12 protein-coding genes are annotated in these 14208 nt (G+C 69.5%); 3 read left to right on the top strand and 9 right to left on the bottom strand.

Annotation, left to right across the window (positions count from 1 at the left end; translation table 11 throughout):
- Window positions 1–79 precede the first annotated feature (79 nt).
- Complete coding sequence (locus tag HUW62_RS17595) at window positions 80–1537, top strand: CAP domain-containing protein (RefSeq protein WP_176435085.1); 1458 nt, start codon at window positions 80–82, stop codon at window positions 1535–1537.
- A gap of 78 nt (window positions 1538–1615) precedes the next feature.
- Here the strand turns inward: HUW62_RS17595 and HUW62_RS17590 are convergent, their stop codons facing one another.
- Window positions 1616–1849, bottom strand: coding sequence for a hypothetical protein (locus HUW62_RS17590; RefSeq protein ID WP_141648765.1), 234 nt, complete (start codon window positions 1847–1849; stop codon window positions 1616–1618).
- 355 nt (window positions 1850–2204) lie between these two features.
- On the opposite strand from HUW62_RS17590, the gene HUW62_RS17585 reads away from it, so the two are divergent.
- The gene (locus HUW62_RS17585) at window positions 2205–4343 is read left to right on the top strand and encodes a transglycosylase SLT domain-containing protein (RefSeq protein ID WP_176435084.1); all 2139 of its coding nucleotides are present in this window, start codon (window positions 2205–2207) and stop codon (window positions 4341–4343) included.
- A 32-nt stretch (window positions 4344–4375) separates the two neighbouring features.
- On the opposite strand, the gene cmk is transcribed toward HUW62_RS17585, so the two are convergent.
- Genes cmk through HUW62_RS17570 form a run of 3 tightly spaced genes read right to left on the bottom strand, consistent with a single transcriptional unit; the run spans window position 4376 to window position 7151 of the window.
- Window positions 4376–5068 carry a (d)CMP kinase gene (cmk, locus tag HUW62_RS17580; RefSeq protein WP_163864704.1) on the bottom strand — a complete coding sequence of 231 codons (693 nt, stop codon included), beginning with the start codon at window positions 5066–5068 and terminating at the stop codon, window positions 4376–4378.
- On the bottom strand, window positions 5065–6156 hold the full coding sequence (gene hisC / locus HUW62_RS17575) for a histidinol-phosphate transaminase (protein ID WP_163864703.1): 1092 nt from the start codon (window positions 6154–6156) through the stop codon (window positions 5065–5067). Before hisC ends, cmk begins: the two co-directional genes overlap by 4 nt.
- A gap of 26 nt (window positions 6157–6182) precedes the next feature.
- Window positions 6183–7151 carry an acetyl-CoA carboxylase carboxyltransferase subunit alpha gene (locus HUW62_RS17570; protein WP_163864702.1) on the bottom strand — a complete coding sequence of 323 codons (969 nt, stop codon included), beginning with the start codon at window positions 7149–7151 and terminating at the stop codon, window positions 6183–6185.
- Between the two features lie 102 nt (window positions 7152–7253).
- On the opposite strand from HUW62_RS17570, the gene HUW62_RS17565 reads away from it, so the two are divergent.
- Window positions 7254–7952 carry a hypothetical protein gene (locus HUW62_RS17565; protein ID WP_176435083.1) on the top strand — a complete coding sequence of 233 codons (699 nt, stop codon included), beginning with the start codon at window positions 7254–7256 and terminating at the stop codon, window positions 7950–7952.
- A 201-nt stretch (window positions 7953–8153) separates the two neighbouring features.
- On the opposite strand, the gene HUW62_RS17560 is transcribed toward HUW62_RS17565, so the two are convergent.
- The 5 genes from HUW62_RS17560 to HUW62_RS17540 all read right to left on the bottom strand — a co-directional run bounded on the left by HUW62_RS17560 (window position 8154) and on the right by HUW62_RS17540 (window position 14205).
- Window positions 8154–10121 carry an ArsA family ATPase gene (locus HUW62_RS17560; protein WP_163864701.1) on the bottom strand — a complete coding sequence of 656 codons (1968 nt, stop codon included), beginning with the start codon at window positions 10119–10121 and terminating at the stop codon, window positions 8154–8156.
- Between the two features lie 289 nt (window positions 10122–10410).
- Window positions 10411–11856 (bottom strand): sigma-54 dependent transcriptional regulator, encoded by a 1446-nt coding sequence (locus tag HUW62_RS17555; RefSeq protein ID WP_163864700.1) that lies wholly within the window; start codon window positions 11854–11856, stop codon window positions 10411–10413.
- A gap of 78 nt (window positions 11857–11934) precedes the next feature.
- Window positions 11935–12555 carry a HAMP domain-containing sensor histidine kinase gene (locus HUW62_RS17550; RefSeq protein WP_240356273.1) on the bottom strand — a complete coding sequence of 207 codons (621 nt, stop codon included), beginning with the start codon at window positions 12553–12555 and terminating at the stop codon, window positions 11935–11937.
- Between the two features lie 261 nt (window positions 12556–12816).
- Window positions 12817–13269, bottom strand: coding sequence for a cytidine/deoxycytidylate deaminase family protein (locus tag HUW62_RS17545; RefSeq protein WP_176435081.1), 453 nt, complete (start codon window positions 13267–13269; stop codon window positions 12817–12819).
- Between the two features lie 63 nt (window positions 13270–13332).
- On the bottom strand, window positions 13333–14205 hold the full coding sequence (locus HUW62_RS17540; RefSeq protein ID WP_163864697.1) for a serine protease: 873 nt from the start codon (window positions 14203–14205) through the stop codon (window positions 13333–13335).
- Between the last annotated feature and the right edge of the window lie 3 nt (window positions 14206–14208).

The raw sequence follows: 14208 nt of genomic DNA, 5'->3' as shown, positions 1-14208 counted from the left end.
CGCCACGCCCGCCCGCTCGGTGGTGGATCCACGAACCCAGCCCCCGGAGCGCAAGGCCCCGCTCACGCCCTCCGAGTCGATGGAGAGGCAGGCCGCCCAACACGTCGTGCGGGAGTTCGAGCGCGTGGGACGTCGCGCGCCCGCCGAGGACCCCGCGCTGAGCGTGGCCGCGCGGAGGCTGGCCCTCGACGCACTCAGCGGGGCCTTCACCGGAGCGCCGGACCTCTTCACGCTCACGGAGGTCATCAGCGACGCGGGCGCGGCGGATCCCGCCCCCCGAGCGCTCGTCATCCGCGCATGGGCCCACTCGCATGCACTCGAGTCGCTGAAGGCCCGGACCGACCTCAACACGGAGCGGGCCTCCCACTTCGGCGTGGGCGTGGCCCTGGTGGACAAGCGCGCCGCGTTGGTGACGCTGCTCACGGACCGCAAGGCGGAGCTGAAACCGTTTCCCCGCGTCATGCCCGGCGAGCGCGCGGTGCAGACGCTCTGCGGAAGGCTCACGCCCCCGCTCCAGGCTCCGGAGATCTACGTCACGCGGCCGGACGGCGAGGTGAGCATCGTCCCCCTCACCCGGCGCGGCACGGAGGGCTCCGACTTCTGCACCCGCCTGGACTTCCTCCAGCCCGGCACCTACACGGTGGAGGTGGTCGCCCGGGGCGACGCGGGGCCGGAAGTCACGTCCCTCTTCCTCACGCAGATTGGCGAAGTGCGCCGACGCGGTGAGCGCGAGAGCAACGTGGAGCCCACCACGGTGGAGGAGTCGCGCGCCGCCCTGCACGAGCGCATCAACGCCCTGCGCCGGGCGCACGGGCTGGTGGAGCTGATGCCGGACCCGGTGCTGGAGCGCGTGGCCCAGGGCTACAGCACCCGCATGACGACGGAGGGTTTCTTCGCGCACATCGCGCCGGACGGAAGCACGCTGACCCGTCGCCTGCCGCCAGGCTCGCGCTACGGCCGCGCCGGAGAGAACCTGGGGCAGGCCGCGGGGCCGCTCGCCGCGCACTTCGGCATCGAGCACAGCCCAGGCCACCGTCGCAACCTGCTGGACCCGGGGTTCCGCTTCATGGGCGTGGGCGTGGTGCTGCGCAAGGTGGCGGGCGGTCGCTCGGAGGCCACGGTGACGGAGGTCTTCACCGCCTCGTCGCCCGCCACGGAGGACTCGCAGAATCCCCAGCAAGAGGCCTATGACGCCCTGGCCCGGTGGCGCTCCGCGAAGAAGCTGCCGCCCCTGGCCCGCAGTCAGGTGCTGGAGTCGCTGGCGCTGGCGCACGCGAAGCATGCGCTGGAGCTGGACCAGCCCGCGGCCCAGCCCGGCGAGGCGCCTCTGCACGAGCGCGTGTTCCAGGTGCTCCCGGATGCGGGAACGGCCTCGGTGGATTTCTTCGTGGTGGGGGACCCGGCCTCGCTTCCCGAGTCCCGCAGCGTCACCGAGGCCACCAACAACCGGGTGGGCGTGGGCGTTGTGCGGGGAGACTCGAAGCGATTCGGCGCGAAGCAGTACTGGGTCGCCGTCATCTACGCCGCCGTCCAGTAGGGAGGCGGCGGGTGCTGCCCGTGTGGGGCGCCCCTCTCTAGAACGGGGCCTCCCCTCACACGGTGAAGCGACTGTGAATCAGACGGGACGGCGCTGGGTGGCGTAAGCCTCGAGGCCCATCTGCGGCGGCGCGGCGTGCTGATACATCGGGCACTTCATGCATGTGAAGGACTGCCACCCACGCCGGACGGCTTCGTCCAGGCAGTTGTCATACTGGTGGCAATTCAGATTGCGATGCGTCTCGACGCCGGCACGCTTCGGCCCGGCCTCGGGATTGATGGTTTGCGGCAGATCGGCTGGACACGGCTTCATGGAGCCCTCCCTCTGTGCTGTTTCCCCCCCGAGCGCTGTGAACGAGCAGTGTTACCGGACGACAGGTCCCGCCTGGACGACGACGGACCGGGGTAGCGTGTAACGGCCGCGCAAAGTAGTGATGCACCCCGGGTGACGCAATGGGCCGGCTGCAATGACCCAAGAGCACGTAATCGCCTGAACGCTTTCAGCGAATGCAACGGGTCAAGAACAGTTTTTTGGACTGGCCCGATGGCGCGCGGATTTAGGACTTGTCGGCCCCGCTGTCAAACCACCCCCCTGGCGTGAGAGGGGAATGATTGCCGCGGCCGTCTCGTTGGCAGGCCGCAAAGCCGCGTGGTGAAAGGAAGAACACATGAGCTGGCTGGTGACAGTCACGGGGTGGGCGCTGGGGGTGTCCCTGGGACAATCCCCGACAACCCTGGAGGCCGTGCGACTTCATCAGACCGAGGCGACCTCGCTGGCCGAGCGCGAGTGGGCCACGTGTGTGCAAACGAAGTGTCCGGATGCGGGGAGGCTCGGCCTGCTGGCGGGCACATTGGCCCTGTCCGACGGGAGGGCGGCCGAGGCGCGCGACATGCTGGCGGCCGGCCCCGCTCCCGCCCTGCTGGAGCCCTACCGCGCCTTCTACCTGGGTCAGGCGCGCTTCTACGCGGGGGACGCGGCCGGGGCCGCCCTGGACTTCTCCCGCGTGCTGGAGGCCCCTGGGGCCCCCCTGGACCTCGTCACGCGAGCCCGGGCGCGGCTGGGTGAGTCGCTCCTGAAGGCCGGCAAGGCGAAGCAGGCGGCGGTCGTGCTGGAGGCGGCGGTGAAGGCCATGCCCGTCCCAGAGCTGCTCTTCCAGCGGGCCCAGGCGCGAGGCGAGTCGGGCAATCGCGCCGGGCAGCAGGCGGACCTCATGACGGTGGCGCTGCGCTTTCCCACGCATCCGTACGGCGACGAGGCGGTGAAGTGGCTCACCGAGGTCCGCCGTCCCGCGGTGCGGCTGGGCTTCGCGGAGCGCACTCAGCGCACGGAGGGATTCCTCGGCGGCGGCGCGTCGCAGCGGGCCCTGGAGGAGTTGGCGACGCTGGAGGGCGAGAAGCTCTCGAAGGACCAGGCGGCGAAGGTGTCCCTGCTGCGAGCCAAGGCGCTGTTCGCGCTGGGCCGCGCGGAGGAGGCGAACCAGGCGCTCGTCCTCGCCCAGAAGGGGCCCGCGAGTGTCGCGTCCGACGCGGAGCTGCTCGTGGCGCGGCGGGCCCTGCGCGCGGACGACAACGAGAAGGCCCGCATGTTGATGGCGGCGCTGGACAAGAAGTACGCGTCGCAGTCGGCGGGTGAGGAAGGCGCCTTCTTCGCGGGCTGGCTCGACTTGCAGGCGGGCCGCTTCGCCGAGGCCGCGAAGGCATTCACCGCGCATGGGGAGCGTTACGCGCGCTCGCGGCGGCGGGACGAAGGCCTGTGGTTCCGCTCGCTCGCGTACCTGCGACTGGCGGACTACGCGCAGGCGCGCGCGTCGCTGGAGTCGCTGGTGTCCACCTTCCCCAAGAGCAGCCTCGCCCCTCAGGCGCGATATTGGATGGCGCGCAGCCGCGAGCTGGGCGGCGCGGGCGCGGCGGAGGTCGGCCCGGAGTACGAGCGCCTCATCACCCTGGCGCCGGCGTCGTTCTACGCGCTGCTGGCCTCGGAGCGGCTCAAGGAGCTGGGCCGCGTCGCCCCGGCCAGCTTCCCTCGTCCCCCCTTGTCACTGGAGCTGCCCCGGCCGCCCGAGCTGGGGCTGGCGGTGGAGCTGACGCGCGCGGGGCTGTTCCGCGACGCGGCGGAAGAGGTGGAGTCCCACGTGGCGCGCCTGCGCTCCGCGGACCAGGCCCTGCCCTTCGCGCACGCGCTGATGAGCCTGGGCGAGTTCGGCCACGCACACACGGTGGCCGCGCGCCACCTGTGGGGCCGGGCCTTCGGCTCACGCGAGCCGGATGCGCTCGCGGCCTTCTATCCTCGGGCCTTTTCGAACGCGGTGGAGCAGGCGGCGACGGCACACAAGGTGGACCCGTTCCTCGTGTGGGCCATCATGCGGCGGGAGAGCGCATTCAAGCCGGAGGTCATGAGCGCGGCGGACGCGCGAGGGCTGATGCAGATCATCCCCAAGACGGCCACGGAGATTGCCCGGAAGCTCGCGGAGCCGGACCCCGCGCCCGCGGACCTCTTCTCGCCGGACCGGAACATCCGCTACGGCGCCTGGTACCTGTCGCGGTTGATGGAGCGCTTCTCTCATCCGGTGCTCGCCGCCGCCGCCTACAACGCGGGACCGAGCGCCGCGGCGAAGTGGGCCCAGGAGCGAGGAGACCTGCCGCTGGACCTCTTCGTGGAGTCCATCCCCTTCCGGGAGACGCGCGGCTACGTCAAGCAGGTGGTGGCGGACCTGTTCCTCTACCACGCCTTCTACGACGCCCAGGGCGCGCAGCCCCGACTGTCGCTGGTGGTGCCCGCCCCCTCGAAGGAGGGCGTCACCTTCTGACGGGCTCTCAGCGGGTCAAGCGCCTGGGCGCCCTACCCGCGCGCCGCCATGCGGCGGAGAATCTCCGACTCCATGGAGTGGACCACCTCCGACAGCGGCAGGCTGCTGGAGTCCACGCGGATGGCATCCTCCGCCGCCTTCAGCGGGGCCACCGCGCGCGCGGAGTCATCCTTGTCGCGCTTCGTCTGGTCCGCGAGCACGTCGTCGAGGCTGCTCTCCACGCCCTTCTGGAACAGCTCCTCGAAGCGGCGCCGGGCGCGCACCTCGGGGTTGGCCTCCAGGAAGAACTTCGCGTCGGCGTCCGGAAACACCACCGTGCCGATGTCGCGGCCCTCCAGGATGGAGCCCTTGCTCGACTCCAGGGCCAGGCGCCGCTGGAGCTGGAGCAGGCCCGCGCGCACCACGGGACGTCCGGATACCTGTGACGCGGCCATGGAAATCTCGGGCGAGCGAATATCCCCCGACACGTCCTTTCCGCCGAGGAAGACGCGGTTCTCCTCGCCCACCACCTGGAAGTGGATGCGCACGCGCTCCAGCAGCTCGCCCAGGCGCGCGTCGTCGTCGTAGGGGATGCGCTCCTGCGTCGCCATCAGCGCCACGCAGCGGTAGATGGCGCCGGTGTCCACGAGGGAGAAACCGAGCCGACGCGCCAGCAGCTTGGACACCGTGGACTTGCCGGCACCCGCGGGCCCGTCGATGGCGACGATGAAGCAACGTGCGCTCACGCGAGCACCTCTCTCAGTGCGTTCACGCACCGCTCGTTCTCCGACGCCGTCCCCACGGAGATGCGCAGACAGGTGGGGAAGCCCCCGCCCGCGAAGGGCCGGACGATGACGCCCTTGCGCAGGAGCAATTCGTACAGCTCGGTGGAGGAGCGGCGGAAGTCCGCGAACACGAAGTTCGCGTGGCTCTTCGTGAGGGAGATGCCCAGCTTCGGCAGCTCCGCCTCGAAGTAGCGCAGGCCCGCGCGGTTGTTCTCCCGCGTGCGCTTCACGTGCTCGGTGTCCTCCAGCGCCGCCAGGCCCGCCGCCTGCGCCACCACCGTCAGGTTGAACGGCATGCGCGTGCGCTGCAGGTACATGGCGAGCTTCGCGTCCATCACGCCGTAGCCCAGGCGAATGCCCGCCAGCCCGTGAATCTTGCTGAAGGTGCGCAGCGCCACGACGTTCGGATAGCGCCGGAAGAGCTCCACGCCGCTGACATAGTCGGGCCAGTCGACGAACTCGAAGTAGGCCTCGTCGTAGGCAATCAGCACCTCGGGAGGCACCGCCGCCAGGAACGTCTCCAGCTCCTTCCGGCCGAACGCGGTGCCCGTGGGGTTGTCCGGGTTGGCCAGGAAGATGAGCCGCGTGCGCGACGTCACCGCGCGCGCCATGGCTTCCAAGTCGTACTGGAAGCCCTCGCGCATGGGCACCTCCACGAAGGGCCGCCCGTGGGCCTGCGCGGAGATGCGGTACGCGGAGAAGGAGTTCTTGCACAGGAGGATTTCGTCCTCCGGCGTGGTGAAGGTGCGGATGAGCAGTTCAATCAGCTCGTTGGAGCCGCTGCCCAGCACCACCTCTTGCGGCTGCACGCCCAGGGACGCGGCCAGCCGGCGCACCAGATGGAATGACGTGGCATCCGGATACAGATGCACCTGGGTTGCCGCCAGCCGCATGGCCTCCAGCGCGCGCGGGGAGGGCCCCAGCGGGTTCTCGTTGGAGGCGAGCTTGATGACACCCGTCAGGCCGAACTCGCGCTCGGTCTCCTCGATGGGCTTGCCCGGCACGTACGGCTTGAGCGTCTCGACATGGGAAGGAACGAGAGGTCGCATGGTGGTGGGGGCCTTGGAGTCGTGCCTCAGCGACCGGAGAACACGCCGAGCGCGCGGAACTTCGCGTACCGGTCCTTGACCAGGCCGTCGGGCGACAGCTCGGCGAGCTGGCTCAGGTGCTTGCGCAGCACCTTGCCCAGCGCCTCGGCCGCCTTCGCGGGGTCTCGATGCGCGCCACCGGCGGGCTCGGGCACCACCTCGTCGACAATCTTCATCTGGAGCAAGTCGGGCGCGGTGAGCTTCATCGCATCCGCCGCCTTGTCCGCCTTGGTGGCGTCGCGGAAGAGGATGGAGGCGCAGCCCTCCGGCGAGATGACGGAATAGACGCTGTTCTGGAGCATCAGCACCCGGTTGCCCACGCCAATGGCGAGCGCGCCGCCCGAGCCGCCCTCACCCACCACCGTGGAGATGATGGGCACGCGCAGCCCGCTCATCACCTCCAGGTTGACGGCGATGGCCTCCGCCTGTCCGCGCTCCTCGGCGCCGATGCCCGGATAGGCGCCCGGCGTGTCCACGAAGGTGAGGATGGGCTTCTCGAAGCGCTCCGCCAGCTCCATGAGACGGCGGGCCTTGCGGTAGCCCTCCGGGCGCGGCATCCCGAAGTTGCGCGCCATGTTCTCCTTGGTGTTGCGGCCCTTCTGGTGCCCTATCACCATCACCGGCTTGCCATCGAAGCGGGCGAAGCCTCCGACAATCGACGGGTCCTCGCCGAAGTGCCGGTCTCCGCACAGCTCCACGAAGTCAGTGAACAGGATGCGGATGTAGTCCAGGAAGTAGGGGCGCAAGGGGTGGCGGGACATCTGCACCACCTGCCACCGCGTCAAGTCACTGAAGATCTCCGTCTGGAGCTTCTTCGCCTTCTTCTCGAGCTTGGAAATCTCCGAGGTGAAGTCCGCGGAGCCACCCGTGGACAACGCCTTGAGCTCATCGATCTTCTTTTCCAACTCGATGAGCGGGCGCTCGAAGTCGAGCGCGTAACTGATGCCGGTTGCCATGGCGCGGAACTAGCACCAGGGTAAGGCACCTTTCAACGCGCAAGCGGTTACGCACCGCACCGTGTCACGCTGTCGGACACCTTCCGTCCCATTCGGAGCGCCATGTTTCTTGCCCTGCCGCTGCTCGTCCTGGCGCTGAACACCTCTCCGGCCCCCCAGGCGCCCCCTCCTTCCGCCAAGGCCCTCAACACCGAGGGCTTCCGCCTGTACCAGGCCGGGCGCTACCCGGAGGCCCTGGAGAAGTTCCAGGCGTCCGCCAAGGAGGACCCGGCCTACGCCCTGCCCCGCTACAACGCCGCCGCCACGCTGGGCGTCCTGCGCAAGAAGGGCCAGGTGTGCGAGTACGGCGCCCACCGGGACGTCATCGTCGAGCACCTCTCCCAGGCGGTGCGGCTGGACGCGCGGCGGCTCGTCCGCGCCCGCCAGGACACGGATTTCGACGGCATCCGCGACACGCTGGGCTGGCAACGGCTGCTGGGGCGCGTCCCGGAGCGCGAGGCGGACGTGCCCTTCCTGCTGCGCGACGTCTCCTGGTTCGGCCCGGGCGTCGGCGTCTACGGGAGCACCCAGGCGCTGCGCTTCAATACCCGAGGCAAGGCCGTCCTCAAGACGCGCGCCGTGGACGTGAACGGCCAGGCCCAGCGAATCGAGCTGGGAGGCACGTACACGGTGAAAGGCCGACAGGTGGAGCTGCGCCTGAAAGGAGAGGCCCCCGTCACGGGAACGCTGACGGAGGCGGGAGCGCTCACCTTCCCCAAGCTCGGAACGTTCACCGATGCGCCCTCGGAGTGCGACGCCTGAGACGTCACGCGCCCGAGTGCTGACCAGCCATCACTCGGGATGACGGGCCTCGCACGCCTACACCAACACCTGGAGATGAGTGATTGGCCCGCCCATGCGAGAGGGCCAAGGTGCCAGCGGGGGCGGACGGGAACGGGCCTCGGCGGGCGTTTTACGGGTGGGAGGCCACCAGCACCATGGCGGGGCCCCCACCTCGCTGCTTCAAGCCGCCTTGATCTTCGCGGCCGGCGGAGACAGCGCGTACCACGCCGTCCGGAACGCCTTCAGCTCGCGCAGCCCGGCCGGGTGACGACCGAGCGCCGGCGCCATGGTGACGGGCAGGCCCAGCTTCTTCTCGATGGCCTTCGCCGCGTTGAGCTCCAGCTTGCGGCGGTTCTCGCACTTCTCGCAGGTGGACTTGGGGCCCACGCGGTTGACGAGGATGCGCTCCACCGGGAGCTTCCGCTCCTTCAGGTACTCCACCACGCGCTCGGTGCGGGACGCGGCCAGTTCCTCGCCGCGCGTGACGACGACGAAGCGCGCCTCGGTGGGAGACGCCAGCGCCTCCTCGAAGCGCTTCGCGTGCTTGATCATCCCCGCGATGTCGTCCGCCAGCTCGCCCAGGCCCTTGGCCCGGTGCTTGTTGAGCACGGTGTGCAGCGCGCCCAGCCACGTCTTCGCCGTCTCCGCCAGCTCGACGACGCGCACGGAGCTCACCACCGGCGACGAGTCCACGACGATGCGCTTGAAGCGCTCCTGCACCAGCGCGTCGGTGAGCACGCTCATCGCCGCCAGCTCGTCGATGCCCGGGGGCGCGCACTCCAGGAGGTTGCGCAGGTAGAGCAGATCCGCGGGCACTTCACTGCCCGCCTTGGGCGCGCCCTCGAAGGCCTTCTCCGCCTTCTCCTTGAGCCGTTTGCGCAGGGCGTTGAACCAACCCGCCATGTCCAGCTCGCGCGCGTACAGGCCCTTGGTGCCCTTCACCTGCGTCTCGGTGTCCGTCAGCCGGCTCTGGAGCACGTCCGACAGCGAGTGCGCCGGATCCGTGGAGATGAGGAGCACCGGCCCCTCCTTCTCCGTCAGCGTCACGGCGGCGGCGGCGGCGCAGGAGCTCTTGCCCACTCCGCCCTGCCCCACGAAGAAGATGAGCCGGGTGGGCGGCAGCGGCGGCGCGGCGATGGGCGGCATGGACGGCGCGCGCACCAGGGCCGGAGGGCCCTCCGCGGCGGCGAACTCCAGCGCCTTCGTCTCCTTGCCACCCGCCCACGCCTTGGCCAGCAGGCCCACGCCGTCCAGCCCGCGCGGCGCCACTTCACGGCGGCCCAGCAGGTGGACCGGCACGACCTTGTCCAGCGCCTGGAACTTGCGCACGTGCGGCGCCTGCAGCCCCCGGCGGCCCTGACACGCGGGGCAACCCTCGCGGTCCTCCACCTGGTTGACGACGATCTCCGTCACCGGCAGCCCGCGCTCGCGCAGCTGGGTGAAGAGCATTCGCGTCTGCGCCTCGGGGACCGGCTCGGCCAGCGCCACCAGGTGGAACGCGGTGCGCACGGGGTCCTTCAGCAGCCCCAGCAGCTTCTCCGCCTTCTGCCCCAGCGCTTCCAGGTAGGTCGGCTCCGCCGCGGCGGCTTCGGCCTTCTTGCCCTTGCCCGTGGACGCCGCCGGCTTGTCTCCGCCCGCCTTCACCAGGCCCAGGAACTTGCGCAGCCCCACCGGCAGGTCGAACAGGCGCAGCGTGTGGCTCGTGGGCGAGCAGTCCACGACCACCCGGTCGAAATCCTCACCTTCCAGCAGCGACACCACGTGGAAGAGCCCCACCAGCTCCTCCAGCCCGGGGACGGCCTGCTGATACAGCGAGCCCAGCTCCTCCTCGGAGAAGTGGGTGCCCTTGCCAGCGGCCTTCTTCAGCGCGGGCAGGTAGTCCGCCAGGAACGGCTTGAGCAGCGCGGCCGGCTCCAGCTCCAGGGCCCAGACACCACCCTCACCCTTGCCCGCCACCAGCTTCGAGGGCTTCGCGGTGAGCTTCTTCTTCAGCAGATCCGACAGGGAGCGCACCGGATCCAGCGAAACGAGCAACACCCGTTCCTTCGGGACCTCCTCCGACAACCGCAACGCGTACGCCGCCGCGAGCGTCGTCTTGCCGACGCCGCCCTTGCCGCCGAAGAAGTGAAGAACTCGCGCGTCGCTCATTGCGTTGTGGCCTTCCTTGTGCCCCCCCGGCGGCACTCTGATGCACACTCCTGATTTGCCGTGAAGAAGGCGTCGGAGTCTGCCCGGTGCGTCGACCTGTACGGCCGGGCCATCCCTGTGGGTGGGAGTCGACCACAGAATCCCTTGTCCAGAGGTCAAAAGTCAAGAATTGACGCGGGGTTTCGCGGAGGGTCGGCCCCTCTCGGCACCTCCTGGCGAGGCCTTCTTGACGCCCCCTCCGAGCCGCTCCAACAGCGCGGAATCCGGAGGGGATTTCCTACCCGTCAGGTCAGCGGGCGACCAGGTTGTGGGCGCTCAGCGGGCCATCGTTTCCCTGTCCGCCCATGGGCCCGTTGTCGCGCGAGGGCCCGCCTTGCTGGGTGCGCGCCTCCGCCGCATAGCGATTGAGCTTGTTGTAGAGCGTCTTTTCGCTCACCCCGAGCACCTCCGCCGTGCGCGCCTTGTTGTTGCCATTGCGCTGGAGGCTTCCCAGGATGTATTCGCGCTCCACCGCGTCCAGGCTCAGGCCAAAAGGCAGACGGAACGTGTGTCGCTCCGGGCCCTTGCCCGCCATGTCCGGCGGCAGGTGCTCGCGGGTGATCAGCTCCCCGTCGCAGAGGATCACCGCGCGCTCCACCGCGTTGCGCAGCTCGCGGATGTTGCCCGGCCACTCGTAGTTCTTGAGCACCTCCATCGCCTCCGGGTGCACCCCGGACACGCGCTTGGCCGAGTCCCCGCGGAACTTGTCCACGAAGTGCTGGACCAGGATGGGCACGTCCTCGCGCCGCTCGCGCAGGGGCGGCAGGTGGATCTGGAACACGTTGAGGCGGAAGTAGAGGTCCTCGCGGAACCGCCCGTTCTTGATCTCCTGCTTCAAGTCGCGGTTGGTGGCGCACAACACGCGCACGTCCACCTCGAGCTCCACCTTGCCACCCAGCCGGCGCAGGCGGCTCTCCTCCAGCACGCGGAGCAGCTTGGCCTGCAGGTCGACGGGAATCTCTCCCAATTCGTCCAGGAACAGCGTGCCGCCGTGGGCCAGCTCGAACACGCCCGGACGGCGCTGATCCGCGCCGGTGAAGGCGCCGCGCTCGTGGCCGAAGATCTCCGATTCGATCAGCGTGGCGGGGATGGACGCGCAGTTGATGGCGATGAAGGGCTTGTCGCGGCGCAGGGACAGGTTGTGGACGGCGCGGGCCACCACTTCCTTGCCCGTTCCGGACTCGCCGCTGATGGACACGCTGGCCTTGGACGGGGCCACCTTCTCCACCAGCTCGATGACCTTGCGCATGCCCGCCGACTGGGCGATGAGGTCGGAGGAGCCCAGCTGCTTGAGGCGACGGCGCAGCGTCTGCACCTCGCGCATCGTCTCCTTCTTCTCCAGCGCGCGGTCGATGCAGACCTTCAGGCGCGCGGTGTCGAGCGGCTTGACGATGAAGTCATACGCACCCTCGCGAATGGCCTCCACCGCCGCGTCGATGGTGCCGCGGCCCGTGAGGAACACCACCGGACAGTCCGGCAGCTCCTCCTTCAGGTTGCGCAGCAGCCACAGGCCGTCGGTCTCCGGCATCGCGAGGTCCGACAGGACGACGTCCGGTCGGAACTCGCCAGCCTTGCGCAGGGCGTCGTGCCCGTCGAAGGCCGTCTCGACCTTGTGGCCCCAGGAGCTGAGCATCTCCGCCAGCGCCTCGCACGTGTCGCGTTCGTCGTCCACGGCCAGGATTCGTGCGCTACCCAAGATGAAGACCTCCGGTACTGCGTCGTGACGCGAATGGGGGATGACTCTGAAGGAGAAGCCTGGCGCCCGGTACAGCCCTCAAGCGCGAGGGAAGATGAGTCGGCAGGAACCACCACGGACGTGCAGGTCCACGCCCAACTGCGAACAGCGCAGCCCCAGGGCCGCCACCGCGTCAGCATGTTCCGGTGAGCTGTCGCCCCCGGTGTCCTCCACCTCCAGCACCGCCACGGAGCCCTCCGCGCGCACCGTCACGCGCACCGAGCCCCCGCCTTCCGCCCGCCGGAAGCCCCGCAGCAACGCCTGGATGACGAAGAAGCCCAGCTCGGAAGTGTCCGCCAGGCGCACCAGCACGCCCGCCTCCACGGCCACCTGCACCGTGGCCCGTCGCTTGCGACCCTCGTGCGCCACCACGCCCAGCGCCCGCGTCGTCGCGTCCGACAGGTCGACCTCGCCCGCCGTGCCACCCCGAGTAACGATGAAGTCGGAGAACTGCCTCAAGATTCCATCCACGCGTTGAATCTGGTCGCGCAGCGCCTTGAGGTTCTTCTCCTGCGACGGCGGCACCTGGCCGGTCTCCGCCTTCAGCTTCTCCGACAGCACCTCCAGGTGGATGGCCATCGCATTGAGTGGGTTGCGGACGTCGTGCAGCAGGCTGTCCATCAGCGTCTGCACGGCGCCATAGCGGGCAGCGCCCACCACGGGATCCGTCGCTTCCTGGACACGCACCACGCTACTGGACACAGCCGTCGAGCTAACCAACGGAAACTCCTCGGGTTTTTCGTCTCCCTCTCCCGCCGCCACCCCACCGCCGGCAAGAGTTAGGGAGCCTGTTGCACAACGTCAACCCTGGGTCGGTAATTCTTGCCGGACACGGCAAATTCCCGAGTGGAGTCGCCTACTTGCGATGACTCCAGAGTGTTGCGCAGGTGACGTTTTCCGAGGTGCTCGCAGGCAGCCTCTTCAGGCCGAGGTCGCGGGAGGACGCGCGCCCTCGCCCAGGCCCACCAGCTCCAGCTTGAGCTGGGAGGCCACTTCGAAGATGCGCGGATCCCGATAGAACTCGCCGAAGACGATGCGCACGAGGCCCGCGTTGGCGATCAGCTTGAAGCAGGGCCAGCAGGGGCTGGCCGTGGTGTAGATGGTCGCCCCGTCAATCGCCACGCCGTTGGTGGCGGACTGGATGATGGCGTTCGCCTCCGCGTGCACCGTCGCCACGCAGTGTCCGTTCTCCATCATGTGGCCCACGTCGTCGCAGTGTGCCAGGCCTCGGATGGAGCCGTTGTAGCCGGTGGACAGGATGGTTCTTCCACGGACGATGACCGCTCCCACGTGCTTGCGATCACACGTGGCCCGCGTCGCCACCTGCTTGGCGATATCCATGAAGTACTGGTCCCACGAAACACGTCCCGACATCCGCTCGCCTCCTGGCCCGGGCAGATGTAGCGCGCGGCGGACGGCTGTCGACAAAAAGGCGGCTCAGCGCCCGGCGGCGTGAGCGACGCCTCCCTCACCAGGCAGACTGCGCTCCAGCAGGCGCCCGAAGCCCTTGGCATGCAGGAACTGTCGCACCTTGGTGCTGGGCGCGGCGAACGTCTCGCCGGGCATGGGCACGTCGAAGCTGTAGCTCTCCTCACGCACCGCGAAGTCCACCTGCGCCGTGCGGTAGCCCTCCACGATGGCCAGCAGCCGCCCCGTCTCCAGGCTGAAGATGCCGCCGCCCGACGCGCCATAGCCGATGGGCGCGTCCGTCTTCACCATCCTCGGACGCCGGGACTCCCGGTCCCACTCCACCTGGGACAGCATGCCGCCGGACAACGACAACGCGCGGCCATAGGGCGACGCCGCCACGACGACGTCCTCTCCCAGCTCCAGCTCCGCCTCGTCCGCCAGCTCCACCGCGGGCAGCGCAAGCCCCGGCACCTTCACGAGCGCCAGGTCCAGGTCCGGCACCTGGCCGGTGGCCACCACCTGGCCCACGTGCGTCTCCACGTCCGCGCGCTGGTCCACCAGCACGTTCAGCGTGGGGGACTTCAAGTCATCCATCACCACCGCGTGCGCATTGGTGATGACCCAGGCCACTACTCCGTCAGCGCTCCGCTCGGAGCCCACCACCACGCCGGAGGCCGTGCGCCGCACCTTGTCCGCCTCGGTGATTTGCAGGCGCACGTTGTGCGGGAGGATGCGGCGCACCATCTCCTTGCGCGTCGGCCTCGCGGGCTCCGGCGTGGACACCCGCACCACCTCCGGCGGCGCCCGTGGCGCGGGAGCGCTGGCGGGGGGCACAGACGCGCCGGCACACGACGCGAGGGCGAGCAGGGCGACGGGGGCGCCCAGGAGGAAGCGGGTCATCGA

The sequence above is a fragment of the Myxococcus sp. AM011 genome (genome assembly GCF_013372595.1).
Classification (GTDB): Bacteria; Myxococcota; Myxococcia; order Myxococcales; family Myxococcaceae; genus Myxococcus; species Myxococcus eversor.
Note: the sequence above shows the minus strand (reverse complement) of the source record. Positions and strands in the feature narration are given on the sequence as shown.